General features: G+C 43.2%; 3 tRNA genes and 1 rRNA gene. All 4 read left to right on the top strand.

Annotated features, from left to right (window positions below):
* Positions 1-703, top strand: a 16S ribosomal RNA gene (locus CWO13_RS23275); the annotation flags it as partial.
* A gap of 65 nt (positions 704-768) precedes the next feature.
* Positions 769-844, top strand: a tRNA-Glu gene (locus tag CWO13_RS23270).
* Positions 845-1,086: 242 nt separating this feature from the next.
* A tRNA-Val gene (locus CWO13_RS23265) sits at positions 1,087-1,162 on the top strand.
* A gap of 197 nt (positions 1,163-1,359) precedes the next feature.
* Positions 1,360-1,435, top strand: a tRNA-Val gene (locus CWO13_RS23260).
* Positions 1,436-1,995 lie beyond the last annotated feature (560 nt).

Raw genomic sequence — 1,995 nt, 5'->3', positions numbered from 1 at the left:
TGAGCCGTGGCTTTCGGAGCTAACGCGTTAAGTAGACCGCCTGGGGAGTACGGTCGCAAGATTAAAACTCAAATGAATTGACGGGGGCCCGCACAAGCGGTGGAGCATGTGGTTTAATTCGATGCAACGCGAAGAACCTTACCTACTCTTGACATCCAGAGAAGCCAGCGGAGACGCAGGTGTGCCTTCGGGAGCTCTGAGACAGGTGCTGCATGGCTGTCGTCAGCTCGTGTTGTGAAATGTTGGGTTAAGTCCCGCAACGAGCGCAACCCTTATCCTTGTTTGCCAGCGAGTAATGTCGGGAACTCCAGGGAGACTGCCGGTGATAAACCGGAGGAAGGTGGGGACGACGTCAAGTCATCATGGCCCTTACGAGTAGGGCTACACACGTGCTACAATGGCGCATACAGAGGGCAGCAAGCTAGCGATAGTGAGCGAATCCCAAAAAGTGCGTCGTAGTCCGGATTGGAGTCTGCAACTCGACTCCATGAAGTCGGAATCGCTAGTAATCGTAGATCAGAATGCTACGGTGAATACGTTCCCGGGCCTTGTACACACCGCCCGTCACACCATGGGAGTGGGCTGCAAAAGAAGTGGGTAGTTTAACCTTTCGGGGAGGACGCTCACCACTTTGTGGTTCATGACTGGGGTGAAGTCGTAACAAGGTAGCCCTAGGGGAACCTGGGGCTGGATCACCTCCTTATACGAAGATATTCACGATAAGTGTCCACACAGATTGATATGTTTAAACAGTTAAGAGTAACCTATGTCCCGTTCGTCTAGAGGCCTAGGACACCGCCCTTTCACGGCGGTAACAGGGGTTCGACTCCCCTACGGGATACCATCTTTAAGCGCATTTATTTAAGTGTCTTTAAAAATGGTTCATTTATTGAATCAAGCTCTTTAACAATTTGGAAAGCTGACTGATTGATTACTTACGAGTAATTCAATCAAATTTAAAAGTTCTCAATGTTCTGCCTTGCACGCAGGAGGTCTGCGGTTCGATCCCGCATAGCTCCACCATTCCTTCCATAAGAATGGCTTTTATTTTCACTTTTAAAAAGTGAAGACAAAAGGAAACTTTATGGGCGATTAGCTCAGTTGGGAGAGCACCTGCCTTACAAGCAGGGGGTCACTGGTTCGAGCCCGGTATCGCCCACCATCTTTAAGCATTCTCGTAAGAGAGTATTTAAAAATGGTTTTGAAAGTTTAATGCTTTAAAACTCTTGCTCTTTAACAATTTGGAAAGCTGACTGATTGATTACTTACGAGTAATTCAATCAAATTTAAAAGTTCTCAATGTTTACCTTTATGGTAGACCCACCATTCTTTCTCCACGAAGGAATTAAAACTTTTAGTGGGCGATTAGCTCAGTTGGGAGAGCACCTGCCTTACAAGCAGGGGGTCACTGGTTCGAGCCCGGTATCGCCCACCATTCTCTAAATATTCTTGGAAGTTAAAACTCCAAACCACTTCTTATGTCGCTGGTTGGATTCTTCGACTGTGAGAGTCTTTAGAAAATGTGAATTTTAGAACACTGGTTCTTAAAGTCTCATGCTCTTTAACAATTTGGAAAGCTGACTGATTGATTACTTACGAGTAATTCAATCAAATTTAAAAGTTCTCAATGTTTAGAGTGTCCACACAGATTGATGGTTTAGATTTAGTTAAAGCCAGAGCTTTAATTAATAACGTAAGTTATTGATTAAAGCTTTTTGCTTTATGCTCTTTAACAATTTGGAAAGCTGACTGATTAATTACTTACGAGTAATTCAATCAAATTTAAAAGTTCTCAATGTTTATCTTTCATTAGATAAACACAACAAACACATTCAAGTGTCTTGTATTCGAATCAATGTTTACATTGATTCACAATTGAGTCCGGCAAACAGTTATCAAGAATTAACCCTTCTTGATGACAACCAAAAACCTTGGTTAGTTGCCATACGCTTATTTGTCTTCACTTTTTAAAGTGAAAGCAAATAGAAACCCTTT

Origin of the sequence: Vibrio sp. ZF 223 (assembly GCF_003050585.1) — a bacterium.
Taxonomy (GTDB): Bacteria; Pseudomonadota; Gammaproteobacteria; order Enterobacterales; family Vibrionaceae; genus Vibrio; species Vibrio crassostreae.
Note: the sequence above shows the minus strand (reverse complement) of the source record. Positions and strands in the feature narration are given on the sequence as shown.